The organism is Desulfonatronospira thiodismutans ASO3-1 (genome assembly GCF_000174435.1).
GTDB classification, from domain to species: domain Bacteria; phylum Desulfobacterota; class Desulfovibrionia; order Desulfovibrionales; family Desulfonatronovibrionaceae; genus Desulfonatronospira; species Desulfonatronospira thiodismutans.
In genome coordinates this window covers 212,589-238,064 of the sequence record NZ_ACJN02000004.1, presented here as the reverse complement: position 1 = coordinate 238,064, position 25,476 = coordinate 212,589, and the positions used below count along the sequence as shown (strand labels likewise).

Here is a 25,476-nt window from a genome sequence, read left to right as displayed (position 1 = left end):
TTTTTGCTGACAGATGTCCCAGAGGCGCAACAAAATTTAAAAGACAGGTATCTGTCAGCGCTATGAATGTGATATCGGGGCTGCCCCCTGCTTTGCATGAAGTGCTGAACAGATATAAAGACGGTTAAGAAAGCCGTGAAAATCAGCAGTCGGTCTGCAGATTTTCCACAGGCTCTCCGTCAGTTACGGTAAAGGCTGTATCCGGGCTCAATCTGCCGGGTGTTTCAGACGTCAAGCACAGGCTGTCTGTTTTACAGGCTGATGGTTTATAAGGTTACAACCGCTCTGCAAAATACTAAAAATCAAGTAAGGGGAGTAAGAGATGGGAAAGTCTAAGTTTGACCGCAAGAAGCCGCACGTTAATATAGGTACCATAGGCCATATTGACCATGGCAAGACCACATTGACCGCAGCTATTACCAAAGTGCTTAGCTTGAAGGGCAGTGGTCAGTTTGTGGCGTTTGACAAGATAGACAAGGCTCCTGAGGAGAAGGAGCGCGGCATTACCATTGCAACCGCTCACGTGGAGTATGAGACGCCCAATCGTCACTATGCCCATGTGGATTGTCCCGGTCACGCTGACTATATCAAGAACATGATCACTGGTGCGGCTCAGATGGATGGAGCTGTTCTGGTTGTGGCAGCTACGGACGGACCCATGCCCCAGACTCGTGAGCATATTTTGCTGGCCCGCCAGGTGGGAGTGCCCAGTTTAGTTGTTTATCTGAACAAGGTGGATCTGGTTGATGATCCCGAGCTTCTGGAGCTGGTGGAGCTGGAGGTTCGCGAGCTTTTAAGCAAGTATGATTTTCCCGGTGATGATGTTCCGGTGGTTCGCGGCAGTGCCTTGAAGGCCCTGGAGACTGATGATCCGGACTCCGAGGATGCCAAGAGCATCTGGGAGATAGTGCAGGCCTGCGATGACTTTATTCCTGAGCCCAAGCGCGACATTGACAAGCCATTTCTTATGCCCATTGAGGACGTGTTTTCCATATCCGGTCGGGGTACAGTTGTTACCGGCCGAGTTGAGCGCGGCATCATCAAGGTTGGCGACGAGGTGGAGATAGTCGGAATGACTGATACCCGCAAGACTGTCTGCACTGGTGTGGAGATGTTTCGCAAGGTACTGGATCAGGGTCAGGCCGGTGATAACGTTGGGGTGCTTCTGCGTGGTATCAAGCGTGATGATGTTGAGCGTGGTCAGGTTCTGGCAGCGCCCAAGTCCATCAAGCCTCACCGTCGTTTCAAGGCTGAGGTGTATATATTGAACAAGGAAGAGGGTGGTCGTCATACCCCGTTTTTTTCCGGATACCGTCCGCAGTTTTATTTCCGGACCACTGATGTGACCGGTGTAGTGACATTGCCGGACGGAGTGGAGATGGTCATGCCCGGGGACAACACGACTTTTGATGTGGATCTGATAGTTCCGATAGCCATGGATCCGGGCCTGAGGTTCGCCATCCGCGAGGGCGGACGCACCGTGGGCGCAGGCGTGGTCTCGGAAATCGTGGAGTAAAGATATGCGTGTAAATATCCTGCTTTCATGCAGCGGGTGCAAGCGAAGGAATTATGCTACCTGCAAAAACAAAAAGAACACAACCTCCAAGCTGGAGTTGAAAAAGTTCTGCGCGTTCTGCGGCAAACACCTGCCGCACAAGGAAAGCAAGTAGCTTAATATAATGCAGGCCAGTAGCTCGAATTGGCAGAGCATCGGACTCCAAATCCGAGGGCTGGGGGTTCGAGTCCCTCCTGGCCTGCCACAACTCATTGAGTGATACCGGATGACCAAAAAAAAGAAAAAAGAAACAACAGAGCCGCAAGGAAATCTCCAAGCCAAGTATGAGCACACCAAAGAGTACCTGGAAGAGGTCAAGGGAGAACTGAAAAAAGTCACCTGGCCCACCCGCAAGGAGACTTTGAGTACAGCTCTGGCAGTTGTTGCCTTGGTTATTATCGTGTCCATATATCTGGGGATTGCGGATTTTATATTTTCCAGACTGGTAGCGCTCATTCTTCCATAACGCTGTCCAATCACCTGCTGCGGCCATCAAACACCGCCAGGACAATTCACAGGCCCGACACTTATCATTTATTTACAGTTCCCGGAAGTAAAGATTCAGCAGTCAAAATAATGCTGCTGTGCAAGAGGGACAATATCAGCAGGCTGGTAATCAATTTTATGGAAGAAACAGCTCAAAAACCCAGATGGTATATCATACATACCTATTCCGGCTATGAACAGCGGGTGGAGCGTACCATCAAAGAAATGATGCGCACCGGCCAGGACAAGGGGCTCATTGAAGAAATCGTGGTTCCCACTGAGCAGGTCGTGGAACTGGTAAAGGGCCAGAAAAAGACCTCAACCCGCAAGTTTTTTCCCGGGTATGTGCTGGTAAAGATGGTCTTCAACGACGAATCCTGGCATCTTATTCAATCCATTCCCAAAGTCACCGGGTTTATCGGCAGCAAAAACAAGCCTTCTCCCATTACGGATGCAGAGGCGGATAAAATCCTGTCCACTGTGCAGTCCAGAAAAGAGCAGCCGAGACCCAAGTTTCACTTTGCCCGGGGCGACGAGATCAGGGTTGTCGATGGTCCCTTCGCCAACTTCAACGGCGTGGTAGAAGATGTAAATTACGACAAAGGAAAACTCAAGGTTTCTGTGTCCATATTCGGCAGACAGACTCCGGTTGAGCTGGATTTTGTACAGGTATCCAAAAGCTGACAAAAGAGGTAGGATTTAAATGGCCAAAAAAGTAAAGGCGAAAATCAAATTGCAGATTCCTGGTGGAGCAGCGAATCCATCACCTCCGGTTGGACCGGCTCTGGGACAGCACGGCGTAAATATCATGGAATTCTGTAAGGCGTTCAACGCCAAGACCCAGGAAGACAAAGGAATGATAATTCCTGTGGTCATAACCGTGTACCAGGACAGGTCTTTCACATTCATCACCAAGACCCCCCCGGCTCCGGTGCTGCTCAAGAAGGCGGCAAAGCTGGACAAGGGGACTGGAGAGGCTAAAAAGGTAAAAGTGGGTAAAGTAACCCAGGATCAGGTGGACGAGATAGCCAGGGTCAAGATGCCTGATCTTACTGCCAGTGATATGAAAGCCGCCAGGAAAACCATTGTTGGTACTGCAAAAAGCATGGGCATTGAAGTAGAAAAGTAACTTCCAAGGGGATAGAGGCTATGCCAAAACGCGGAAAAAGATATATTGAATCCAGAAAGAATGTTGATACCACCGAGAGGCTTCCTGTGGACGATGCTGTGCGCATGGCCATTGAGGCTTCCTTTGCCAGATTTGACGAGACTGTGGACGTAGCGGTCAGGCTCGGCGTAAACCCCAAGCATGCAGACCAGATGGTTCGTGGAGCATGCAGCCTGCCCCACGGCCTGGGCAAGGATGTACGCGTGGTTGCTTTCTGCAAGGGTGAAAAGGAAAATGAAGCCCTTGAAGCCGGTGCTGATGCTGCCGGCGGAGAAGAGCTGGTGGAAAAAATCAGGGGCGGCTGGCTGGAATTTGACAAGGCAGTGGCTACGCCGGACATGATGGCCCAGGTGGGCAAGATCGGCAGGGTGCTGGGCCCCAGAGGACTTATGCCCAACGCCAAGACAGGCACGGTAACCTTTGACCTGGCCAATACCATCAAAGAGCTCAAAGCGGGCAAGGTAGACTTCAAGGTCGACCGTACAGGCATCATTCATGCTCCGCTGGGCAAAGTGTCTTTCGGCCCGGACAAGATCAGAGACAATCTGAAGGCCCTGGTGGAAACCCTGCAAAAACTCAAGCCCGCAACTGCCAAGGGCACTTATTTCAGAGGACTGGCCCTGTCCACAACAATGGGGCCTGGGGTGAAGGTTGACTCAACCAGTCTCAGAGGCCTGCTGAAATAACTTTTTTCAGCACGACATATTTTAGAGAGTCAGAGACAACAGGCGGGCAGCAGCCCTTAATTTCCTGTCGAGACAGCTTTGGCTCTTATACTATAGTATAAAGAGAGGTGATAAAGTGCTGCACAGAGACGACAAGGGCAAAATCATTCAGGATCTGCATCAGCAGGCAAACAAGGCGGTCATAGCCGTGGTCACCGACTTTCAGGGCATGAAGGTCGAAGAAATGACCCAGCTTCGCCGTACCTTGAGGGACAAAAACATAGAGTTCAGGGTGGTGAAAAACACCTTGGCCAGGATAGCTTTTGAAGAGACCCCTCATGCTGATGTTAAAGACAGGTTCAAGGACTGCTGCGCCATAGCCTTCGGCTATGACGATCCGGTGACAGCGGCCAAGGTCCTGGTTGATTTTGAAAAAAAGAGCAAGAAGTTCAAAACCCGCTTTGCCAGCCTGGAGGGCAGGTACCTGGAAGCAGACTCCATGAAGGAGCTTTCAGAACTTCCCAGCCGTGAAGAGCTGCTGGGCAAAATGCTGGGGACAATGAACGCGGTGCCTACCAATTTTGTTTCCCTGTTCGCCAATCTCATTCGCAATATGATGAATGCACTTGAGGCAATAAAAGAACAGAAGGAAACCAGTTAAGACGAGCCAAAGCAAAAAACTTTTCAGGAGGAATCAATGTCTGATATTACCAAGGAACAAGTGATCGATTTTATTTCCAATATGACCGTTCTGGAGCTCTCGGAGTTCATTAAAGAGCTTGAAGACAAGTTCGGCGTGTCTGCTGCAGCTCCCGTGGCCGCCATGGCCGCCGCCCCGGCAGCCGGTGGAGGCGAGGCCGCAGCGGAAGAGGAAGAGCAGACAGAATTCGACGTAGTTCTCAAGGATGTAGGGTCCAACAAGATTGGAGTGATCAAGGCTGTCAGGGCCCTTACAAACCTTGGACTCAAGGAAGCCAAGGCAAAGGTTGACGAACTGCCCTCCCCCATTAAAGAGGCCGTGTCCAAGGATGATGCAGCAGAAGCAAAGAAACAACTGGAAGAAGCCGGCGCAACTGTTGAAGTTAAATAAAAACAGCCTGCAGCCCTCAGGGGCCGCAGCACCGTAAGTTTAATTCAGAGGGCACAGCACCAAATGGATAACTGTGTCCTCTGAATTCTTTTATTTTCTGGGAACAGTTCTTATGAGCAGCTGTCTGGCTGATATAAGCACCTGCCAAAGAGGGCAGCTACATAAATATTTTCACATCGATAAATTGTATAAGCCCTTCCTTTAATACATGTTAAAGAAAGGTCTTATGCGGTTTACAAGGATTTTTAACCGGGCATTTGTCCCTGTCCAGCTGTGGTGATACAAGTCGGACAGGATCTAATGTATCTGTTTAGCGCTGCTAAGGAAAGCAGAGGACAGGCGCTCCGGGATCTACTTGAGCTTCATTTTGTGCTCAAAATGACTCGATTTCCAGGACAAGTGGGTCCCGGAAGAGCCAGTCTCCCTGCCACATGATAAAGCGCTGAACAGATACGATTTAATCAATTCTGCGAGGAGAAAATGGGACTATTTACCAAGAACTTTGGTCAAATTGAATACGGGTTGGATGTTCCGCATCTTTTAAAGCTCCAGCTGGATTCTTATATGAATTTCCTGCAGGAGGAAGCAGATCCCATGAACCGCCAGGACCAGGGTCTGGAGGCGGTGTTTCGATCTGTTTTTCCCATTGAGGATTTCAACAAATCCGCCACTCTGGAGTATGTAAGCTATGAAATCAATCAGCCCAAGTACGACGTGGCCGAGTGTCTCTCCAAAGGATTGACCTATGAGGCCCCTATTCGTATCAAGGTCAGGCTCATAGTCTACGATGTGGATGATGAAAGCGGTAATCGCACAGTCCGCGATATCAAGGAGCAGGATATCTATTTCGGGACCCTGCCTTTGATGACGGAGAAGGGCACTTTTATAATAAACGGTACAGAGCGGATAATTGTAAATCAGCTGCAGAGGTCCCCGGGGATAATCTTCGAGCATGACTCCGGCAAGACGCATACCAGCCGCAAGGTCCTGTACAGTTCCAGAATCATCCCCATGCGCGGTTCATGGCTGGATTTTGAGTTCGATCCCAAGGATATTTTATACGTGCGCATAGACCGACGCCGCAAAATGTATGTGACCATCCTGCTCAAGGCCCTGGGCATGAGCGAGGAGGACATCCTGAACTACTTCTATGACCGTGAGCAGCTGAAATTCAAGGACCAGAAAGTCTATCGCAAAGTCAGGTCCTCGCATTTCAGGAAAGAGATAGCCTACAAGGACATCCTGGACAGTGAGGGCAATGTCCTTGTAAGGGCCGGTCGCCCCGTGACCAAGAGAGTCTGGAGGCAGATGGCCAAGGCCAAGGAACATATGGAGATCGATCCAGGGATCCTGCCCAAGCAGTTTGTGGCCCACGACCTGGTACACCCTGAAACAGGGGAAGTCCTGGCAGAGGTGGGGGATGCGCTGGAACAGGACGTCGTGGACAAAATCTTTGCGTCGGGTATCGAGGATGTTGAAATCCTCTACACAGGGGGTCAGGATGTTTCATCCTCCCTGCGGGATACCCTGAAGCTTGACAAGACACAGGATCAACTCGAAGCTCAGGTGGAAATATACAAAAGGCTTCGTCCCAGTTCTCCTCCCACACCTGAAATTGCATCCAGCTTTTTTGACAACCTGTTTCGCAATTCGGACTATTACGATCTTTCCCCTGTGGGGAGATACAAACTCAATGCCAGACTGGGGCTCAATCTGCCCACGGATTACAGGACCCTTTCCAACGAGGATATTTTGAGGGTGGTGAAGCACCTGATAAAGCTCAAGGACTCTCACGGTCCTGCAGATGATATAGATCATCTGGGCAACAGAAGGGTACGCCCGGTGGGAGAACTGGTTGAAAACCAGTACCGCATCGGACTGGTGCGCATGGAAAGAGCGGTGAAGGAGCGTATGAGCCTGCAGGAAGTAGCCACTCTCATGCCCCACGATCTTATTAATCCCAAGCCGGTGACAGCTGTGCTCAAGGAGTTTTTCGGCACTTCGCAGCTTTCGCAGTTTATGGATCAGACCAACCCGCTGTCCGAGGTGACTCATAAGCGCAGGCTTTCAGCCCTGGGACCGGGCGGTCTGACCCGGGAAAGGGCCGGTTTCGAGGTGCGCGACGTACATCCCAGCCACTATGGCCGCATCTGCCCCATTGAGACACCAGAAGGCCCCAATATTGGACTGATCGTATCCCTTACCACTCATGCCCAGGTCAATGACTTCGGCTTCATTGAAACACCTTACCGCATTGTAAAGGACGGCATGGTGACCAATGAGGTCAAATACCTGGATGCATCCAAGGAAGCAGACGAAGTCATTGCCCAGGCCAATGCACCCGTGGATGAGGAGGGCAGATTCACCTCGGAACTGATTACTTCGCGTATACACGGCGAACTCAATCTCATGCCCCGGGACGAGGTTACCCTGATGGATGTTTCTCCCACCCAGATCGTGTCCATTTCTTCGGCCCTGATACCTTTCCTGGAGCATGATGACGCCAACAGGGCACTGATGGGCTCCAACATGCAGCGCCAGGCCGTGCCTCTTTTAAAGCCGGAACGTCCACTGGTGGGAACAGGAATGGAGGGACTGGTGGCCAGGGATTCGGGCAGTTGCGAGATTGCCAGGGCTGACGGCATCGTGCGTTATGTGGATGCCAATAAGGTCATAGTCAGCTATGATGAACCCCCGGACAAGTCTTCCCAGGACACTGTTTGCTATGATCTGCAGAAATACCACAAGTCCAACCAGAACAGCTGCTTCGGCCAGAGGCCCAGGGTGCTGCCCGATCAAAGGTTCAAGGCCGGGGATGTTCTGGCGGACGGGCCCAGCATCGTAGACGGCGAACTGGCCCTGGGCAAAAATCTTTCCGTGGCCTTCATGCCCTGGTGTGGATACAACTTTGAGGACTCCATTCTCATTTCCGAGCGCATGGTCAAGGATGACGTATTCTCTTCTGTACACATAGAGGAGTTTGAAGTCATTGCCAGGGATACCAAGCTGGGACCCGAGGAGATTACCAGGGATATACCCAACGTGGGCGAAGACATGCTCAAGTACCTGGATGACAGCGGGATCATCATGATCGGGGCCAAGATACAGCAGGATGATATCCTGGTGGGCAAAATCACCCCCAAAGGGGAGACCCAGCTTACCCCGGAAGAGCGTCTGCTCAGGGCCATATTCGGAGACAAGGCCAGGGACGTCAAGAACACCTCCCTCAAGGTTCCGCCCGGGATCGAGGGTACGGTTATAGATATAAAGGTCTTCAACAGGCGCTCAGGCGAAAAGGATGAGCGTACCAGGATAATCGAGGACAGAGAGCTGGACAGGCTTGCCCAGAGCGAGGAAAAGCATGTCCAGGGCCTCACCGCCCAAACCAGGGACAGGATCTGGGAAGTGGTTTCCGGAAAGAGGCTGGCCCAGACCATCATGGGCCGCAAGAAGGGACAGGTCCTGGCAGAGGCCAACAGCACCCTGCAAAGAGAAGACCTGGACAGGATCCCTCTGAAAAAACTTGCCGGATCATTTGCCAGCAAGGAAGTGAACGAGGCCATCGAGCACCTGATTAAGCTTTACGAAGAACAGCTCAAATTCATCCAGAACGTCTATTCTCAGAAGAGGGACAAGGTAGTGGAGGGGGACGACCTGCCTCCCGGCGTCACCAAAATGGTCAAGGTCTACGTAGCGGTCAAAAGAAAGCTCAACGTGGGCGATAAAATGGCCGGCAGGCACGGCAACAAGGGAGTTGTGTCCTGCATTCTGCCTGAAGAGGACATGCCCTTTTTTGATGACGGAACACCCATTGACATAGTCCTTAGTCCCCTGGGGGTGCCCTCCCGGATGAACATCGGCCAGATAATGGAGACCCACCTGGGCTGGGCGGCCCGGGAACTGGGAAGGCAGCTGGGCAGGATGCTTGAGCAGGGTGTAGATGTCGGGGTCCTTAGAAAGGAAGTGGACGATATATTCAACTCTCCTGAGATAAGCAGGCTGGCCGCAGAAATGGATGATGAAAGTTTCGTCAGGGCTGTACGGGAGCTGGAGCCCGGGATTCTTACCAAGACCCCGGTATTCGACGGGGCAAAGGAAGAAGAGATCTGGCCCTGGCTCAAGAAAGCAGGCCTGAGCGATGACGGCAAGGCCGTGCTGTACGACGGACGTACCGGGGATGCTTTTCACAACAGGATAACAGTGGGCAACATGTATATGCTCAAGCTGCATCACTTAGTTGATGAGAAAATCCATGCCAGATCCACTGGGCCGTATTCCCTGGTCACCCAGCAGCCCCTTGGCGGTAAAGCCCAGTTCGGCGGTCAGCGTCTGGGCGAGATGGAGGTGTGGGCCATCGAGGCCTACGGAGCTTCCTATCTTCTGCAGGAGTTCCTCACCGTGAAGTCCGACGATGTTGCCGGACGGGTGAATATGTACGAGAAAATCGTCAAGGGCAACAATTTTCTGGAATCGGCAATGCCGGAGTCCTTCAACGTACTTATTAAGGAACTTATGGCCCTGGGGCTGGACGTGGATCTGCTGCTGGATGAAAAAAAGAAGTCCAGGAAATAGATGCCGCGCAGACGCCGAGCAGAGCAGACAAGAATAAAGACAACACTTTTTTACATATAAGAGGGCAGGATTATGAGCCTAGATGATCTTTTTTCTCAAAGGTCTTCGAGCACTTCCACCATTTCCGGCAAGGAATTAAAAGGAATCAAAATCAGGGTGGCATCGCCGGAAAAGGTCAGAGAGTGGTCTTTCGGGGAAGTCAAAAAGCCGGAGACAATAAACTACCGTACTTTCAAGCCGGAGCGCGACGGTCTTTTCTGCGCCAAGATCTTCGGGCCGGTCAAGGACTACGAGTGCAATTGCGGCAAGTACAAGCGGATGAAACACCGCGGCATAGTCTGCGAGAAATGCGGGGTGGAAGTCATAGCTTCCAAGGTCCGCCGGGATCGCATGGGACATATAGAGTTGGCCGCCCCGGTAGCTCATATATGGTTTCTCAAAAGTCTTCCCTCCAAGATCGGCACTCTTCTGGACATGACCATGGCGGACCTGGAAAAGGTTTTGTATTTTGATGCCTACATGGTTCTGGATCCCGGAGAGACATCCCTGAACCTCAAGCAGGTGATTTCCGAGGAGCAATATCTACAGGTCCTGGAGACTTACGGGGAAAATGCAGTCCGCGTGGGCATGGGAGCAGAAGTGGTCCGGGAATTTCTCATGAACCTGGACCTGGAGAAGCTAAGGGCCGAACTGCGGGAAGAATCAGAAGGCACACGTTCCCAGACCAAGAAGAAAAAGCTGGCCAAACGCCTGAGGATTGTAGAAGCATTCTTAGAGTCCGGCAACAGGTGCGAGTGGATGGTCCTGGAGACCATCCCGGTTATTCCCCCGGAACTAAGACCCCTGGTCCCCCTGGACGGCGGGCGGTTCGCCACTTCGGACTTAAACGATCTGTACCGCAGGGTGATCAACCGCAACAACCGTCTCAAAAGGCTTCTGGAGCTCGGGGCCCCGGATATAATCATCCGCAACGAAAAGCGCATGCTGCAGGAGGCCGTGGACGCCCTACTGGACAACGGACGTCGGGGCAAGGCCATATCCGGTACCAATGGAAGGCCCCTGAAATCCCTTTCAGACATGATCAAGGGCAAGCAGGGCCGCTTCAGGCAGAATCTGCTGGGCAAGCGCGTTGATTATTCCGGGCGCTCTGTTATTGTGGTGGGGCCCAATCTTAAGCTGCACCAGTGCGGCCTGCCCAAGAAGATGGCCCTGGAGCTGTTCAAGCCTTTTCTATATTCCAGGCTGGAGGAAAAGGGCTACGCCAGCACCATAAAAAGCGCCAAAAAGATGGTGGAGCGCGGCGACGTCGTGGTCTGGGACATCCTGGACGAGGTGGTCAAGGAATACCCGGTCCTTCTGAACCGGGCACCCACTCTGCACCGCCTGGGCATACAGGCCTTCGAGCCAATACTGGTGGAGGGCAAGGCCATCAGGCTGCACCCCTTAGTATGTTCAGCTTTCAATGCTGACTTCGACGGCGACCAGATGGCGGTGCATGTCCCCTTGTCCATAGAGGCCAACGTGGAGTGCCGTGTACTGATCATGTCCACCAACAACATACTCTCCCCGGCCAACGGAGAACCCGTTATCGTTCCTTCACAGGATATTGTGCTGGGGCTTTACTACCTGACGGTGGACCGTTCCATGCAGAAGGGCGAGGGCAAGATATTCTGCGACCCCGGAGAGGTTATCTGCGCTTATGATGCGGGCCATCTGGACCTGCATGCCAGGATAAAGGTGCGCATTGACGGAGAACTCCACGACACCACTACAGGCAGAATCATCGTAAACGACCTTCTGCCGGATAATGTACCCTTCTCCCTGGTGAACTGCATTTTAAACAAAAAGAACATCGGCAGGCTGGTGGGCAACACCTACCGCTGGGCCGGGACCAAGGCCACGGTCATACTCTGCGACAGAATTAAGGACCTGGGATATGAGTATTCCACTCTGGCCGGGATCACCATCGGGGTTAAGGACCTGACTATTCCCGAGAAAAAGAAGACTATAATTGATACGTCCCAGGAAACAATCAACGAAATAGAGCGCCAGTACAACGAGGGCATCATTACCAGGACGGAGAAATACAATAAAGTGGTGGATGTATGGACCAAGGCCACCAACGATGTGTCCAACGAGATGATGAAGAAGCTCTCCACCGATATTGTCAGGGATCCCGAGACAGGCCGGGAAGAAAGCAATGTAAGCCTGAATCCCATATTCATGATGGCCAATTCCGGGGCCAGGGGCAACAAGGACCAGATGCGCCAGCTGGCAGGCATGAGGGGGCTTATGGCCAAGCCTTCGGGAGAGATCATCGAAACCCCGATTATCTCCTGCTTTCGCGAAGGACTGACTGTTCTGCAGTACTTCACCTCCACGCACGGTGCCAGAAAAGGCCTGGCTGACACGGCCCTTAAGACGGCCAACTCCGGCTACCTGACCAGACGGCTGGTGGACGTGGTTCAGGACGTAGTGGTCTCGGAGTTTGACTGCGGCACTGTGGACGGAATAGAGCTTACCCATCTCATGAAGGCAGGAGAAGTGCAGGCCAGGCTCAGCGAACGGATTCTGGGAAGAATAGCCATGTATGACATCCTGGATCCTGAAACCGGCGAGGTTATTGTAGCCGGCAACTCCATGATCACCGAAGACGATGCTGAAAAAATAGACGCAGCCGGCATCAATGCTGTTTCCATCCGGTCCGCTCTGACCTGCAAGACAAAAAGAGGAGTCTGCTCTCTTTGCTACGGTCGGGATCTGGCCAGGGGACACCTGGTGAACGTCGGGGAGACGGTGGGCATCATCGCCGCCCAGTCCATAGGTGAGCCCGGTACGCAGCTGACCATGCGCACATTCCACATTGGAGGAACCGCATCCAAGGAGATCGAACGCTCCAATATCAAGGCCAGTAATGTTGGTCATGTTGTGTTTTCCAGGATACGTACCGTGGAAAATACAAAGGGCGAGTTCATGGTCATGGGCAAGAGCGGACAGCTCAAGATAGTTGATGATCAGGGCCGGGAACGGGAAAAATACTTCCTGCCCACCGGGGCCAAGCTGTTTGTCCGGGCTGATGAAAAAGTCAGCAAGGGACAGATGCTGGCGGAGTGGGATCCCTTCAACGAGCCCTTTGTCACTGATATTGAAGGCAGGATCAAGTTCTCGGATATAATAGAGGGCCGCACATACCAGGAAAAGGTGGACGAGACCACCGGAAGGGCCACCATGACCATTACCGAGTACCGCTCCACCAATTTCAGACCCAGTGTTTCCATCTGCGACGACAAGGGCAGGGTCAAGATGCGACCCGAAACATCATCTGAAGCCATATTCCAGCTGCCTGTGGGGGCCATTTTGATGGTCCAGGACGGAGACAAGGTGCAGGCAGGGGATATTATTGCCAGAAAACCCAGGGAGTCTTCCAAGACCAAGGACATCGTCGGCGGTCTGCCCAGGGTGGCGGAACTCTTCGAAGTGAGAAAGCCCAAGGACCAGGCAGTGGTCACGGAAATTGACGGAATAGTTTCCTTCGGGCCGGAATCCAAGGGCAAGCGCAAGATCATAATAGGACCTGAGGTCGGCGAGCCCAAGGAATACCTCATACCCAAGGGCAAGCATATTACGGTGCAGGAAGGTGATTTTGTGGAGTCCGGGGAGCTGATTACCGAGGGCAACCCGGATCTGCACGATATGCTCAAGATCAAGGGTGAAAAATATCTGGCCAACTATCTGGTTGAAGAGGTGCAGGACGTTTATCGCTTCCAGGGTGTCCAGATAAATGACAAGCATATTGAGGTCATCGTCCGCCAGATGCTCAAGAAGGTAAATATTATTGATCCTGGAGATACAGGTTTTCTGGTTGGACAGCAGGTGGAAAAGACTGTTTTCATGAAAGAAAACGAAAAAAGCCTGCGCAAGGGCAAAAATCCTGCCATGGCTGAGCCGGTGGTCCTGGGCATCACCCAGGCCTCCCTCACTACTGAATCCTTTATTTCTGCGGCCTCCTTTCAGGAAACCACCAAGGTTCTCACGGAAGCCGCGCTCATGGGCAAGGTGGACCAGTTAAGAGGGCTCAAGGAAAATGTCATTGTGGGCAGGCTCATCCCTGCCGGCACCGGTTACAGGCCATACGTCAACTGCGGCATAACCGTGCCGGATCAGCCCGAGGATCCGGAGGAATTCATGGAGGACCTGGACGACCAGGTGTACATAGGAAGGCAGACCCGCTGATGCAGTTACACAGGGCAGATGGCAGGGGGTTACGCTTATATGAGCAGGCGGGCAGAAAAAGCCAGGGCTGCAAAGAAAGCTGTAAAGGCTGGATTTTACAGATGCCCGGCTATGTTCAATAATTAGTATCTGTTTAGCGCTTTGCATGTGGCATGGGGACTGGCTCTTCCGGGACCCACTTGTCCCAAAAAATGAGATATTTTAAGCACAAAATGATGCTCAAGTGGGTCCCGGAGTGCCTGTCCCCTGCTTTCCTTAAAAGCGCTAAACAGATACAATAATTATAAGTCAGTTACATATTTTGCTTGACACAGACCAACAGATCAATTAACTACAGCGGGTTTGAGCCAGCAGAATTATTCGGAGGAAATATGCCTACCATAAATCAATTGGTAAGAAGGTCCAGGGACCAGGTGGTGAAGCGCAAAAAAAGGGCCGCGCTTCAGGAGTGTCCCCAGAAGCGGGGTGTCTGTGTCCGCGTTTACACCACTACACCCAAAAAGCCCAACTCAGCATTGCGCAAGGTTGCCAGGGTCCGCCTCACAAACGGAATCGAGGTTACTTCCTATATACCCGGAGAAGGACACAACCTGCAGGAGCACTCCGTGGTCATGATCAGGGGCGGGCGTGTCAAGGACCTGCCGGGTGTCAGATATTCCATTATCAGGGGCACCCTGGATACATCCGGTGTTCGGGACCGCAGAAAAAGCAGGTCCAAGTACGGCACCAAAAGACCAAAATAGCTTTTGCGCAAGGGAGAGAAAATAATGCCACGCAAAGGTCCCATACCTAAAAGAGCAGTGCTGCCTGATCCGGTATATCACAGCCGGATGGTAAGCAAGTTTGTCAACCGCCTCATGGTGGACGGCAAGAAAAGCATAGCAGAAAACCTGCTGTACAAAGCCATTGAAGAGCTGGGAGAAAAGACCAGCGAAGAGCCTCTCAAGGCATTCAATCAGGTAGTGGAAAACGTCAAGCCGCATATGGAGGTCAAGTCCAGGCGTGTAGGCGGCGCAACCTACCAGGTTCCCATGGAAGTAAGGCCCAGCAGGCAGGAAGCCCTGGCCATCCGGTGGCTGGTACTTTATGCCCGCAACCGGGGGGAAAAGGGAATGGACCGCAAGCTGTCCTCGGAACTGCTTGATGCCTACAACAATCGCGGGGGCGCAATAAAGAAGAAGGAAGACACGCATCGCATGGCCGAAGCCAACAAGGCCTTTGCTCACTATCGCTGGTAATTGCGCCGGCAGGTGAGAAGCTTTTATCTGATCAGTGCACGCCATGATCAGATAAAGTTCAGGAGGCTGGTCAGGCTGGATAACCCTAAACACCAATCATGCCTGGGTGTGATTATACCCAGGTTTTTTGTATCTGGTTTAACACTAAAGAGAGATCATCAGTGTCACGGCTCGTACCCATAGACAAGCAGCGAAACATTGGCATCATGGCCCACATAGACGCGGGCAAGACAACTACCACCGAGCGTATACTCTACTATACAGGTGTATCGCATCGTCTTGGGGAGGTGCATGATGGACAGGCGGTAATGGACTGGATGGAGCAGGAGCAGGAACGCGGCATCACCATCACTTCGGCTTCCACCACCTGTTTCTGGAAGGATCACAGGATCAATATTATCGACACCCCGGGCCATGTGGACTTCACTGTCGAGGTGGAACGCTCTCTCAGGGTTCTGGACGGCTGTGTGGCTGTTTTCTGTGCCGTCGGCGGAGTGGAGCCCCAGAGTGAGACGGTCTGGAGGCAGGCTGACAAGTATCATGTCCCCAGAATGGCCTTCGTAAACAAGATGGACAGGACAGGAGCGGATTTTTTCAGGGTTGTGGATATGATCCGCGACCGGCTCAAGGCCAAGCCCGTGCCCCTTCAGATACCCATCGGTTCCGAGGAGAATTTCAGGGGGCTTATAGACCTGGTATACGGCAAGGCCTACATCTTTGATGACCAGTCCTTGGGCAAGAAGTTCGATTATATAGACATACCCGAGGAATACCAGGAGGAAGCCCAGAAATGGCGTCATCACTTAGTGGAGTCCATTGCCGAAGAGGAGGAAGCCCTGCTGGACAAGTACCTCTCCGGCGAAGAGCTGACCTCAGAGGAGATCATGGGCGGGGTGCGCAAGGCCGCAATCTCTTTGAGTATATGCCCGGTGCTGTGCGGATCGGCATTCAAGAACAAGGGTGTCCAGCCTCTTCTGGATGCAGTGGTAAGCTTTATGCCTTCGCCGGTGGATATACCTCCCATTCAGGGAGTAGATCCCAGTACAGAAGAGACCATAATCTGTCCTCCAAATGATGACGATCCTTTCAGTGCCCTGGCTTTTAAGCTTACATCAGATCCATATGTCGGCCATCTTTCTTTTCTCAGGATTTACTCCGGCAAAATTGAGAGCGGTATGAGTGTAATAAATGCCGCCACCGGAAAAAAGGAACGCATCGGCCGGCTTTTGAAGATGCACTCCAACAAGCGCGAAGAGATCAAATCCGCCTATGCAGGCGATATAGTTGCCGCAGTGGGCCTTAAATACACGGCCACAGGGGAGACCCTGTGCACACCGGAGCGCCCTGTGCTCCTGGAATCCATAGAATTTCCCGATCCGGTCATTGAGATAGCCATAGAGCCCAAGACCAAGAATGACCAGAACTCCCTGAGTAATGCCCTGCAGAAACTGTCCAAAGAGGACCCGTCCTTCAGGGTGAACACCGACGAAGAGAGCGGACAGACACTGATCGCCGGCATGGGGGAACTGCACCTGGATATTATCGTGGACAGGCTTACGCGGGAATTCGGAGTGGACGCCAACGTGGGCAAGCCCAGGGTTTCATACCGAGAGACCATCACCAAGAAAATCAAGCAGGACACCAGGTATGTCAAACAGACCGGAGGGCGCGGTCAGTACGGCCACGTTGTACTGGAGGTGGAGCCTGCAGAAACCGGCCAGGGCTACGAATTCGTCAACTCCATTGTGGGCGGGGTGATTCCCAAGGAATATATACCCGCAGTAGACAGGGGGATCCAGGACGCCATGAAAAGCGGAGTGGCAGCCGGTTATCCCATGGTGGACATAAAGGTCAACTTAGTCTTTGGTTCGTACCATGATGTGGATTCATCCGAGCAGGCTTTTTATATTGCAGGTTCCATGGCTTTCAAGGAGGCCTGCAACAAAGCAGAGCCGATAATTCTTGAGCCCATCATGTATGTGGAGGCGCTCACACCGGAAGAGTACATGGGAGATGTAATGAGCGATCTCAACGGCAGGAGGGGCAAGGTTCTGGGGATGGAGCCCAGGATGGGCACCCAGATAATCAAGGCCTATGTGCCCCTGAACAATATGTTCGGTTATGCCACGGACCTGCGCTCCAATTCGCAGGGCAGGGCAACCTATACCATGCAGTTCGACCACTATGACAAGGTTCCTTCCAGCCTGGCCGACGAAATTTTGAAAATCAAGTAAGGGGAGTAAGAGATGGGAAAGTCTAAGTTTGACCGCAAGAAGCCGCACGTTAATATAGGTACCATAGGCCATATTGACCATGGCAAGACCACGTTGACAGCAGCCATTACCAAGGTATTGAGCATGAAGGGCAGTGGTCAGTTTGTGGCGTTTGACCAGATAGACAAGGCTCCTGAGGAGAAGGAGCGCGGCATTACCATAGCAACTGCCCACGTGGAGTACGAGACACCCAATCGTCATTATGCTCACGTGGATTGTCCCGGTCACGCTGACTATATCAAGAACATGATTACTGGTGCTGCCCAGATGGATGGAGCGGTTCTGGTTGTGGCGGCAACTGACGGTCCCATGCCCCAGACCCGTGAGCATATACTTCTGGCCCGCCAGGTTGGAGTTCCAAGTTTAGTTGTTTACCTGAACAAGGTGGATCTGGTTGATGATCCCGAGCTTCTGGAGCTGGTGGAGCTGGAGGTTCGCGAGCTTTTAAGCAAGTATGATTTTCCCGGAGACGATGTTCCCGTTGTGCGCGGCAGTGCCCTGAAGGCCCTGGAGACTGAGGACTCTGAATCCGAGGATGCCAAGAGCATCTGGGAGATAGTGCAGGCCTGCGATGATTTCATTCCTGAGCCGCAGCGAGACATTGACAAGCCTTATCTTATGCCCATAGAGGACGTGTTTTCCATATCCGGCCGGGGTACAGTTGTCACCGGCCGTGTTGAGCGCGGCATCATCAAGGTTGGCGACGAGGTGGAGATAGTGGGCATAAACGAGACCCGCAAGACTGTCTGCACTGGTGTGGAGATGTTTCGCAAGGTACTGGACCAGGGTCAGGCTGGCGACAACGTAGGAGTTCTACTGCGCGGCATCAAGCGAGATGATGTTGAGCGTGGTCAGGTTCTGGCAGCGCCCAAGTCCATCAAGCCTCACCGTCGTTTCAAGGCTGAGGTGTATATATTGAACAAGGAAGAGGGTGGTCGTCATACCCCGTTTTTTTCCGGATACCGTCCGCAGTTTTATTTCCGGACCACTGATGTGACCGGTGTGGTGACATTGCCGGACGGAGTTGAGATGGTCATGCCCGGGGATAATACGACCTTTGATGTTGAGCTTATAGTACCGATAGCCATGGATCCGGGCCTGAGGTTCGCCATCCGCGAGGGCGGCCGCACCGTTGGCGCAGGCGTGGTCTCGGAAATCGTGGAGTAAAAAAATGGCAACCATGAACAGCGACAGAATCAGAATCAAACTAAGGGCATATGACAACCGCATCCTGGACAAGGCGGTTGTGGAGATAGTCGATTCCGCCAAAAATACCGGGGCAGGTGTAGCCGGACCCATTCCTCTGCCCACCAGGATTCACAAATACACGGTGAACCGCTCGGTGCATGTGGACAAGAAGTCCAGGGAACAATTCGAAATGAGAGTGCATAAACGTTTGCTGGACATCATGGAGCCCACACAACAGACAGTTGATGCCCTGGGCAAGCTCAATCTTCCAGCAGGCGTTGATGTCGAGATAAAGCTGTAGGTGAAAAAATGAAACACACAATCGGATTAATAGGTAAAAAACTGGGCATGACCAGTGTTTTCAGCGACGACGGCAAGTTTATACCGGTGACTGTGATTCAGGCAGGCCCATGTCCCGTGATCCAGAAAAAAGACCAGGATAAGGACGGTTATTCCGCGATACAGATAGGTTATGATTCCATGCCCGGACACAAGCTGAACAAGCCGGTCAGGGGCCACCAGGCCAAAGCCGGGAAAGGCTTTTTCCGAAAGCTTACCGAGTTCAGTCCGGAAAACGTGGAAGAATTTGAACCAGGACAGGAACTAAACGTGGAAATATTCAAGCCCGGGGACAGGATCAAGCTGACAGGGACCTCCAAGGGAAAAGGCTTTGCCGGAGTCATGAAGCGCTGGAATTTCCGAGGTCTGCCCAGGACACATGGCCACGAAAAGGTGCACAGGTCTCCCGGTGCGATAGGACAATGCGCTGACCCAGGCAAGGTGTTCAAGGGCAAGAAGATGCCCGGCCGAATGGGCAACAAGACGGTTTCCTACAAAAACGCCGAGATAATTTCAGTTCGAACACAGGACAATGTGATACTGGTCAAGGGCCAGGTTCCCGGACCCAGAAATGGGTACGTCGTTCTTCACAAGCAGGATTAAGAGGTTTTCATGCTAAGTGCCAAAGTATATTCACAAGATAACCAGGAAGTGGGTGAAATCGACCTCCAGGAAAATGTTTTTTCCGTGAGCGTCAAGCCCGAACTGATGCACCAGGCTGTCCGGGCTCACCGCGCAGCGGTCCGCTCGGGCACTGTCGGAGTCAAGAACAGGGCACTGATATCCGGTGGAGGGCGCAAACCCTGGAGACAGAAAGGCACCGGAAGGGCAAGGGCCGGGACTGGGCGCTCTCCCCTGTGGCGGGGAGGCGCTGTAATACACGGTCCGAAAGCAAGGGATTATTCCATAAAGCTGAACAAGAAGGTCCGCAGGCTGGCCCTGAAGATGGCGCTAAGCACCAAGTACGCTCAGGACAAGCTGCAGATTTTGGATAATCTGGACTTAAGCCGTATCAGGACAAAGGACTTCGTCAGCATAAAAAATAATCTCGGTTTGAAAAAACCCTTGATTGTTACCGCAGAAAAGAGTAATAATCTTGAGCTTTCGGCCAGAAACGTTCCCGGTGTCGAGGTTATAACCCAGGACAGCATCAATGTTTATGAAGTCCTTAAACACCAGGAACTGGTAATGGACAAACAGGCAGTGGAAAAACTGCAGGAAAGGTTGGGCTAAAAATGCACAGCACCCAGGTACTCATACGCCCTATGGTTTCTGAAAAATCCAACGATCTCAAGGAAGTTCAGAACAAGGTGGTCTTTGCGGTCCATCCCGGGGCCAACAAGTTTCAGGTCAAGAACGCAGTTGAAAGCATATTCAACGTCAAGGTGGACAAGGTCAATATTATCCGCCGGCAGCCTCTGCAGCGAAAGAGGTTCGGCCGGGTCAGCGGCAAGATTCCGGGTTACAAAAAGGCCTTTATCACCCTGGCCGCAGGCGACAAGATAGAATTTTTCGAAGGGGTATAGTCAGATGGCCATCAAAAAGTTAAAGCCGACCTCACCGGGTAGAAGATTTCAGACTGTTTCCAGCTTTGAGGGAATAAATAGAGTGGAGCCTGAAAAGTCCCTTCTGGAAGGCCTGACCAAAAAAAGCGGACGCAACAATTACGGGCGTATCACGTCCAGGAGACGCGGTGGCGGGACCAAGCGCAAATACAGGATTATCGATTTCAAGCGCAATAAGTTCAATGTCCCGGCCAGAGTGGTGTCCATAGAATATGATCCAAACCGAAGCGCCCGCATTGCACTTCTGTCATACCGGGACGGTGAAAAGCGCTATATTCTCGCTCCGGCAGGACTTAAGACCGGAGCCTGGGTTCAGGCAGGTGAAGGGGTGGATATCCAGCCAGGAAATGCCATGCCCATGTCCCAGATTCCTGTAGGCACAATAATTCACAATATTGAGCTTACTCCGGGACGGGGAGGCCAGATGGCCAGATCGGCAGGAACATATGCCCAGTTAGTGGCCAAGGAACACAAGTACGCCCTTATCAAACTGCCTTCCGGAGAAGTGCGCAAGGTGCTGGCTGCAAATACGGCAAGCATCGGTCAGGTAGGCAATGTGGAGCATGAAAATATCTCCATCGGCAAGGCCGGCCGCAACAGGTGGCGGGGCAAAAGGCCCAGCGTAAGGGGTGTGGCCATGAACCCCGTTGATCATCCTCTGGGCGGCGGAGAAGGAAGAAGTTCCGGCGGAAGGCATCCGGTATCACCCTGGGGCTGGCCTACCAAGGGATATAAGACCAGGCGCAAGAACAAGCCCTCAGATAAACTGATCGTGAACAAGCGTAAGAAATAACAGGAGAGATCATGCCCAGATCAATTAAAAAAGGTCCTTTTGTGGATGATCACCTGCTGAAAAAGGTGGAAAAAGCCAAGGAGACTAGGGACAAGAAGGTCATAAAGACCTGGTCCAGAAGATCCACCATCACCCCGGAGATGGTTGGACTTACCTTTGCTGTACACAACGGGAAAAAATTCATCCCCGTATTCGCCACCGAAAACATGGTGGGGCACAAGATGGGTGAATTCGCTCCCACCAGGACATTCTACAGTCACGCAGCAGATCGCAAAAGCAAGGCCAAACGCAAATAACGGGTAGCAGGTACAAGATGGAAACCAGAGCAATAGCCAGATATATCAGGATTTCACCTCAAAAAGCCCGCCTGGTAGGGGACAATGTTCGCGGACTTCCTGTAGAGGATGCCGTAAACATTCTGAACTTTACCCCCAAAAAGGCTGCTAGGCTTTTAAAGAAGGTGCTCGACTCGGCCCTGGCCAATGCGGAGCAGAACTACAGCCTGGATTTAGATAATCTATATGTAAAGCAGGTCCGCGTAGATGAAGGCCCCACACTCAAGAGGATACAGCCCAGAGCCATGGGCAGGGCAAACCGTATCCTGAAGAGAACAAGCCATATTACAGTAATAGTTGAAGAGTTATAGGAGGGAGTTGTCTTGGGTCAAAAGGTACATCCTTATGGGTTCAGAGTCGGCTATAATAAGAACTGGTTATCCAGATGGTACAGCAAAACCAGCTATCCGGAATTTATCATAGAAGACAGAAAGCTGCGCAATTATCTGAAGTCAAAGCTTTATCATGCAGGCATATCCAGAATCGAGCTGGAGCGGGCGGCCGACAAGGTCAGGATTATTATATACACATCCAGACCGGGCATAGTCATAGGTCGTAAGGGTGCAGAAATTGAAAACCTGCGAAGCGATCTCAAGAAAAAATTCCAGAACGAATTTTCCATAGAGGTCAACGAAGTCAGAAGGCCAGAAACCGATGCGCAACTGGTGGCAGAAAATATCGCTTTACAGCTGGAACGAAGAGTTGCCTTCAGAAGAGCCATGAAAAGGTCTGTAAGCCTGGCCCAGAAATTTGGAGCCCAGGGAATAAAGATTTCCTGTGCAGGACGTCTGGGAGGGGCGGAAATCGCAAGAACGGAATGGCTAAGAGAAGGCAGAGTTCCATTGCATACATTAAGAGCTGATATTGACTATGGCTTTGCCCAGGCCAGGACCACTTACGGAATAATCGGCGTCAAAGTATGGATATACAAGGGCGATATACTAAACGAGGTTAGATAGTCATGCTCAGTCCCAAAAAAGTCAGGTTCAGAAAGAGGCAGAAGGGAAAGATCAAGGGAAAGGCCTCCAGGGGAACCAACGTCAACTTCGGCGAGATAGGTCTCAAGGCTGTTGAATCAGGAAAGATCACCAATCAGCAGATAGAATCCGCCCGTATAGCCATGATGAGACATATCAAACGCGGCGGAAAAGTGTTTATCCGCATCTTTCCGGATAAACCCATTACGGCCAAGCCTGCTGAAACCAGGCAAGGCAAGGGCAAGGGATCTCCCATCGGCTGGTGTGCTCCTGTCAAACCGGGCAGGATACTCTACGAGCTGCGCGGTGTAGCCAACACTGAACTGGCCAGAGAAGCCCTGCGCCGTGCTTCCTACAAGCTGCCTGTAAAGACCGTAATAGTTGAGAAGGAGTGGTAGAAGTTATGAAGCCAGAGGAAATTCGCAAACTATCCAGGGCGGACATGCAGGAGCAGCTCGGCGGGTTCAGGCAGGAGCTTTTCAATTTGAGGTTTCAGCACTCCACCGGACAGCTTGAGAACACCCAGAGACTTTCTCAGGTTCGCAAAAATATTGCCAGGATACTAACAATTCTCAGGGAAAAAGAGGCAGGAAAAGCCCATGACAAGTAAAACCAAAGCCTCCGGAAGCAAGCGCAGGATGGTGGGGTTTGTAATAAGCGATAAAAACGACAAGACTATTGTCGTCCGTGTAGAGACCCTCATCAAGCATCCACTGCTCAAGAAATACATACGCAGAAGAAAAAAGTTCATGGCGCATGACCCGGAAAATGATTCCAAGATCGGAGACAAGGTTCAGATCATTGAGCACCGTCCATTGAGTGCCAGAAAAAAATGGCACCTGAACAAAGTTCTGGAAAGATCAGTATAGCAGGCAAAACCGGAGGTCATACTCAAAGGGATAAGACAGCCCAGCGGTTATTAAAAAATTGCATGGCAGATGATACTTTGAGTCAATGTACCTGCTGCTTTATAAATAACGAGACATAAGGTGGAAGAAAATGATTCAAGTCCAGACCAAACTGGATGTAGCCGACAATTCAGGCGCAAAAAGCGTGGCCTGCATAAAAGTGCTGGGCGGCAGCAAGCGCAGGTATGCATCCATAGGTGATATAGTAGTTGTGTCGGTCAAGGACGCCATGCCCAGAGCCAAAGTCAAAAAGGGTGATATTTACAAGGCCGTGGTTGTCCGGACCAAGAAGGAAGTCGGGCGTAACGACGGCTCGCACATCCGTTTTGACAATAATTCAGCAGTTCTGCTCAACAAGAATATGGAGCCCATCGGGACCCGGATATTCGGGCCTGTGGCCAGGGAGCTGCGCGGCAGAAATTTCATGAAGATTGTTTCTCTTGCGCCAGAGGTTTTGTAAAATGAACAAGACGAAGATCAAGCAGAACGACAAGGTAATGATCATATCCGGCAAGGATAAGACCAAGATAGGCAAGGTGCTCAAGATATATCACAATAAGGGCAAGGTGCTTGTAGAGGGCCTGAACAAGATAAAGAAGCACGTCAAGCCCAATCCGTACAAGCAGGAACAGGGAGGCATCAAGGACGCCGAGGCTCCAGTGCATATATCTAACGTAAGAGTGGTCTGCGACGCTTGTGCCAATCCCACCAAACCGGCCTTTAGACTGACCGGTGACGGTGAAAAAGTTCGTTTCTGTAAAAAATGTGACGAGAATTTTTAGGAGTTATGATGCTCAGGCTGGAAAAGTACTTTAAAGATGAAATAAGCCCCAAGCTGCACAAAGAGTTCAACTACAAGTCGCCAATGCAGATTCCCAGTGTAAAGAAAGTCACACTGAACATGGGGCTTGGAGAAGGCAGCCAGAACAACAAGCTTATCCAGGACGCTGTGGAAGAGCTCTCCAGGATTGCCGGGCAAAAGGCCGTTGTTACCAGGGCCAAAAAATCCATTGCCGCCTTCAAGCTCAGGGAAGGCATGCCTGTTGGATGTACAGTGACACTAAGACGCGCCCGCATGTGGGCCTTTCTGGATAAGCTGCTGAACATCGCACTGCCCAGGGTGCGCGATTTCCGCGGCCTTCCTGACAGAGGCATGGATGGACGTGGCAACTACACCCTGGGAATAAAGGAACATACCATTTTTCCGGAAATCAATCTGGATAAGGTGGACCGGAACAAGGGTATGAACATTACTGTGGTAACTTCAGCTAATACCGACAAGGAAGGCAAGTCTCTGCTGACCCTGCTTGGTATGCCTTTTAAAAAATAAGGAGGGCTGGTTTTGACAAGGAAAGCTCTGATGGTAAAAGCGCACAGGAAGACCAAGTTTTCCTCCAGACGCTATAACCGCTGTCCCCTTTGCGGTAGAGCCCGTGCTTATATGCGGCATTTCGGGATCTGCCGCATATGTTTCAGAAACATGTCCCTGGCAGGAGAGCTGCCAGGCGTCAGAAAATCAAGCTGGTAGATGGAGAGAGGAGCAATCATGTCCGTTGACCCCATTGCAGATATGCTGACCCGCATAAGAAATGCTCATACAGCACTGCATCGAGAAGTAAAGATGCCATCAAGCAAGGCCAAAAAAGCAATTCTTGAGATCATGGCAGATAAGGGCTTTATCCAGGATTTCAAATCTGATGGCAGAACCATCCAGGTAAGGCTTAAATATTACGGCAGCAGGCCTGTGATCAAGGGACTGAACAAGATAAGCAAACCGGGACGCAAAGTGTATTCACAGGCTGCAGAGATACCCTTAGTGAGAAACGGGCTTGGAATCTGCATAGTGTCCACCTCACGGGGGGTAATGGACGGTATGGAGGCCCGGAAACAAAATGTCGGCGGAGAGCTTATCTGCGAGGTATGGTAAGCCCGATCAGTCCAGCAAAATCAGCCGGCACGGCACTGCTTGCAGTACCCGGACTCACGGGACAGATTTATAGAACTCAATCCGGAATGTTATTAGCAGATAAGCAGTCAAAGGTCCGGTTAACTCCATATTCAAACTGAATAAATCAGCAAAAGAACCTGCTT

General features: G+C 51.7%; 30 protein-coding genes and 1 tRNA gene. All 31 read left to right on the top strand.

Annotated elements, in window-relative coordinates; genetic code table 11:
* The first annotated feature begins 322 nt into the window (after positions 1 to 322).
* The 31 genes from tuf (DTHIO_RS18245) (at position 323) to rpsH (ending at position 25,312) form a co-directional block, all read left to right on the top strand.
* Entirely contained in the window at positions 323 to 1,516 is a 1,194-nt protein-coding gene (gene tuf / locus DTHIO_RS18245) for an elongation factor Tu (RefSeq protein ID WP_008871721.1), read from the top strand.
* Positions 1,517 to 1,520: 4 nt separating this feature from the next.
* Positions 1,521 to 1,670, top strand: a complete 150-nt coding sequence (gene rpmG, locus DTHIO_RS18240) for a 50S ribosomal protein L33 (RefSeq protein ID WP_008871720.1) — start codon at positions 1,521 to 1,523, stop codon at positions 1,668 to 1,670.
* A gap of 13 nt (positions 1,671 to 1,683) precedes the next feature.
* Positions 1,684 to 1,760, top strand: a tRNA-Trp gene (locus DTHIO_RS18235).
* Between the two features lie 21 nt (positions 1,761 to 1,781).
* Positions 1,782 to 2,021, top strand: coding sequence for a preprotein translocase subunit SecE (secE, locus tag DTHIO_RS18230; protein WP_008871719.1), 240 nt, complete (start codon positions 1,782 to 1,784; stop codon positions 2,019 to 2,021).
* Positions 2,022 to 2,179: 158 nt separating this feature from the next.
* Entirely contained in the window at positions 2,180 to 2,725 is a 546-nt protein-coding gene (nusG, locus tag DTHIO_RS18225; RefSeq protein ID WP_040419446.1) for a transcription termination/antitermination protein NusG, read from the top strand.
* Between the two features lie 19 nt (positions 2,726 to 2,744).
* Positions 2,745 to 3,170, top strand: a complete 426-nt coding sequence (gene rplK, locus DTHIO_RS18220; RefSeq protein ID WP_008871717.1) for a 50S ribosomal protein L11 — start codon at positions 2,745 to 2,747, stop codon at positions 3,168 to 3,170.
* Positions 3,171 to 3,190: 20 nt separating this feature from the next.
* Positions 3,191 to 3,895 (top strand): 50S ribosomal protein L1, encoded by a 705-nt coding sequence (gene rplA / locus DTHIO_RS18215; RefSeq protein ID WP_008871716.1) that lies wholly within the window; start codon positions 3,191 to 3,193, stop codon positions 3,893 to 3,895.
* Positions 3,896 to 4,013: 118 nt separating this feature from the next.
* Positions 4,014 to 4,535: a 50S ribosomal protein L10 gene (gene rplJ / locus DTHIO_RS18210; protein WP_040419444.1), complete on the top strand. Its 522-nt coding sequence runs from the start codon at positions 4,014 to 4,016 to the stop codon at positions 4,533 to 4,535.
* 36 nt (positions 4,536 to 4,571) lie between these two features.
* Complete coding sequence (gene rplL, locus DTHIO_RS18205) at positions 4,572 to 4,964, top strand: 50S ribosomal protein L7/L12 (protein WP_008871714.1); 393 nt, start codon at positions 4,572 to 4,574, stop codon at positions 4,962 to 4,964.
* Positions 4,965 to 5,444: 480 nt separating this feature from the next.
* Positions 5,445 to 9,536 (top strand): DNA-directed RNA polymerase subunit beta, encoded by a 4,092-nt coding sequence (rpoB, locus tag DTHIO_RS18200; protein WP_008871713.1) that lies wholly within the window; start codon positions 5,445 to 5,447, stop codon positions 9,534 to 9,536.
* Between the two features lie 72 nt (positions 9,537 to 9,608).
* Entirely contained in the window at positions 9,609 to 13,769 is a 4,161-nt protein-coding gene (gene rpoC / locus DTHIO_RS18195) for a DNA-directed RNA polymerase subunit beta' (protein WP_008871712.1), read from the top strand.
* 371 nt (positions 13,770 to 14,140) lie between these two features.
* Positions 14,141 to 14,512, top strand: coding sequence for a 30S ribosomal protein S12 (gene rpsL / locus DTHIO_RS18190; protein WP_008871711.1), 372 nt, complete (start codon positions 14,141 to 14,143; stop codon positions 14,510 to 14,512).
* 24 nt (positions 14,513 to 14,536) lie between these two features.
* A complete protein-coding gene (gene rpsG / locus DTHIO_RS18185; RefSeq protein WP_008871710.1) occupies positions 14,537 to 15,007 on the top strand; it encodes a 30S ribosomal protein S7 in 471 nt (156 codons plus the stop codon).
* 161 nt (positions 15,008 to 15,168) lie between these two features.
* Positions 15,169 to 17,241: an elongation factor G gene (gene fusA / locus DTHIO_RS18180; RefSeq protein ID WP_008871709.1), complete on the top strand. Its 2,073-nt coding sequence runs from the start codon at positions 15,169 to 15,171 to the stop codon at positions 17,239 to 17,241.
* A gap of 12 nt (positions 17,242 to 17,253) precedes the next feature.
* Positions 17,254 to 18,447: an elongation factor Tu gene (tuf, locus tag DTHIO_RS18175; protein ID WP_008871708.1), complete on the top strand. Its 1,194-nt coding sequence runs from the start codon at positions 17,254 to 17,256 to the stop codon at positions 18,445 to 18,447.
* A 4-nt stretch (positions 18,448 to 18,451) separates the two neighbouring features.
* A complete protein-coding gene (gene rpsJ / locus DTHIO_RS18170; protein ID WP_008871707.1) occupies positions 18,452 to 18,769 on the top strand; it encodes a 30S ribosomal protein S10 in 318 nt (105 codons plus the stop codon).
* Between the two features lie 8 nt (positions 18,770 to 18,777).
* On the top strand, positions 18,778 to 19,410 hold the full coding sequence (rplC, locus tag DTHIO_RS18165; protein WP_008871706.1) for a 50S ribosomal protein L3: 633 nt from the start codon (positions 18,778 to 18,780) through the stop codon (positions 19,408 to 19,410).
* 9 nt (positions 19,411 to 19,419) lie between these two features.
* Complete coding sequence (gene rplD / locus DTHIO_RS18160; RefSeq protein ID WP_008871705.1) at positions 19,420 to 20,040, top strand: 50S ribosomal protein L4; 621 nt, start codon at positions 19,420 to 19,422, stop codon at positions 20,038 to 20,040.
* 2 nt (positions 20,041 to 20,042) lie between these two features.
* Positions 20,043 to 20,333: a 50S ribosomal protein L23 gene (gene rplW / locus DTHIO_RS18155; protein WP_008871704.1), complete on the top strand. Its 291-nt coding sequence runs from the start codon at positions 20,043 to 20,045 to the stop codon at positions 20,331 to 20,333.
* A gap of 4 nt (positions 20,334 to 20,337) precedes the next feature.
* Positions 20,338 to 21,165: a 50S ribosomal protein L2 gene (rplB, locus tag DTHIO_RS18150; protein WP_008871703.1), complete on the top strand. Its 828-nt coding sequence runs from the start codon at positions 20,338 to 20,340 to the stop codon at positions 21,163 to 21,165.
* A gap of 11 nt (positions 21,166 to 21,176) precedes the next feature.
* Positions 21,177 to 21,461: a 30S ribosomal protein S19 gene (gene rpsS, locus DTHIO_RS18145; RefSeq protein WP_008871702.1), complete on the top strand. Its 285-nt coding sequence runs from the start codon at positions 21,177 to 21,179 to the stop codon at positions 21,459 to 21,461.
* Between the two features lie 17 nt (positions 21,462 to 21,478).
* Complete coding sequence (gene rplV, locus DTHIO_RS18140; RefSeq protein WP_008871701.1) at positions 21,479 to 21,811, top strand: 50S ribosomal protein L22; 333 nt, start codon at positions 21,479 to 21,481, stop codon at positions 21,809 to 21,811.
* Between the two features lie 12 nt (positions 21,812 to 21,823).
* Positions 21,824 to 22,459: a 30S ribosomal protein S3 gene (gene rpsC, locus DTHIO_RS18135; protein WP_008871700.1), complete on the top strand. Its 636-nt coding sequence runs from the start codon at positions 21,824 to 21,826 to the stop codon at positions 22,457 to 22,459.
* Between the two features lie 2 nt (positions 22,460 to 22,461).
* On the top strand, positions 22,462 to 22,875 hold the full coding sequence (gene rplP / locus DTHIO_RS18130) for a 50S ribosomal protein L16 (RefSeq protein ID WP_008871699.1): 414 nt from the start codon (positions 22,462 to 22,464) through the stop codon (positions 22,873 to 22,875).
* 5 nt (positions 22,876 to 22,880) lie between these two features.
* Positions 22,881 to 23,087, top strand: coding sequence for a 50S ribosomal protein L29 (gene rpmC, locus DTHIO_RS18125; protein ID WP_008871698.1), 207 nt, complete (start codon positions 22,881 to 22,883; stop codon positions 23,085 to 23,087).
* Positions 23,077 to 23,346 (top strand): 30S ribosomal protein S17, encoded by a 270-nt coding sequence (rpsQ, locus tag DTHIO_RS18120; protein ID WP_008871697.1) that lies wholly within the window; start codon positions 23,077 to 23,079, stop codon positions 23,344 to 23,346. Before rpmC ends, rpsQ begins: the two co-directional genes overlap by 11 nt.
* A 130-nt stretch (positions 23,347 to 23,476) precedes the next feature.
* The gene (gene rplN / locus DTHIO_RS18115; RefSeq protein ID WP_008871696.1) at positions 23,477 to 23,845 is read left to right on the top strand and encodes a 50S ribosomal protein L14; all 369 of its coding nucleotides are present in this window, start codon (positions 23,477 to 23,479) and stop codon (positions 23,843 to 23,845) included.
* 1 nt (position 23,846) lies between these two features.
* Positions 23,847 to 24,167 (top strand): 50S ribosomal protein L24, encoded by a 321-nt coding sequence (rplX, locus tag DTHIO_RS18110; protein ID WP_008871695.1) that lies wholly within the window; start codon positions 23,847 to 23,849, stop codon positions 24,165 to 24,167.
* Between the two features lie 8 nt (positions 24,168 to 24,175).
* Positions 24,176 to 24,715, top strand: a complete 540-nt coding sequence (gene rplE, locus DTHIO_RS18105; RefSeq protein WP_008871694.1) for a 50S ribosomal protein L5 — start codon at positions 24,176 to 24,178, stop codon at positions 24,713 to 24,715.
* Between the two features lie 12 nt (positions 24,716 to 24,727).
* Complete coding sequence (locus DTHIO_RS18100; protein ID WP_008871693.1) at positions 24,728 to 24,913, top strand: type Z 30S ribosomal protein S14; 186 nt, start codon at positions 24,728 to 24,730, stop codon at positions 24,911 to 24,913.
* Positions 24,914 to 24,931: 18 nt separating this feature from the next.
* Positions 24,932 to 25,312 carry a 30S ribosomal protein S8 gene (gene rpsH, locus DTHIO_RS18095; protein ID WP_008871692.1) on the top strand — a complete coding sequence of 127 codons (381 nt, stop codon included), beginning with the start codon at positions 24,932 to 24,934 and terminating at the stop codon, positions 25,310 to 25,312.
* Positions 25,313 to 25,476: the final 164 nt, after the last annotated feature.